Annotated in this window: 1 pseudogene; it reads left to right on the plus strand. The window is 47.3% G+C overall.

The window, feature by feature from the left end:
- Nucleotides 1-24: 24 nt before the first annotated feature.
- Nucleotides 25-279 (plus strand): annotated as a pseudogene (locus MiSe_RS50195) (RNA-guided endonuclease InsQ/TnpB family protein); the annotation flags it as partial.

The following is a 279-nucleotide window of genomic DNA, read 5'->3' on the forward strand; positions in this document are numbered from 1 at the left end:
GCTGGGGATATTCAAATCACTGCATTGCCGCAACTAAAAACTGCTAGACCTTGGTACGCCGGGATTGATTCGACAGTACTGCAACAAAACGTCAAGCGTCTGGATATTGCCTACAAAAACTTCTTTGTTCGCGCAGCGTGCCCGAAGGGCATAGGCAGGGGGTTTCCCAAATTTAAGAATCGCAGCAACTTCACTTCGTTCACTTATGCGATGGGAGTGAAATCCCAAGGGAGCAAGATTTATTTACCCAAGTTGGGATGGATGCGATTCTACAACTCC

This window comes from Microseira wollei NIES-4236 (assembly GCF_020521235.1).
GTDB classification, from domain to species: Bacteria; Cyanobacteriota; Cyanobacteriia; order Cyanobacteriales; family Aerosakkonemataceae; genus Microseira; species Microseira wollei.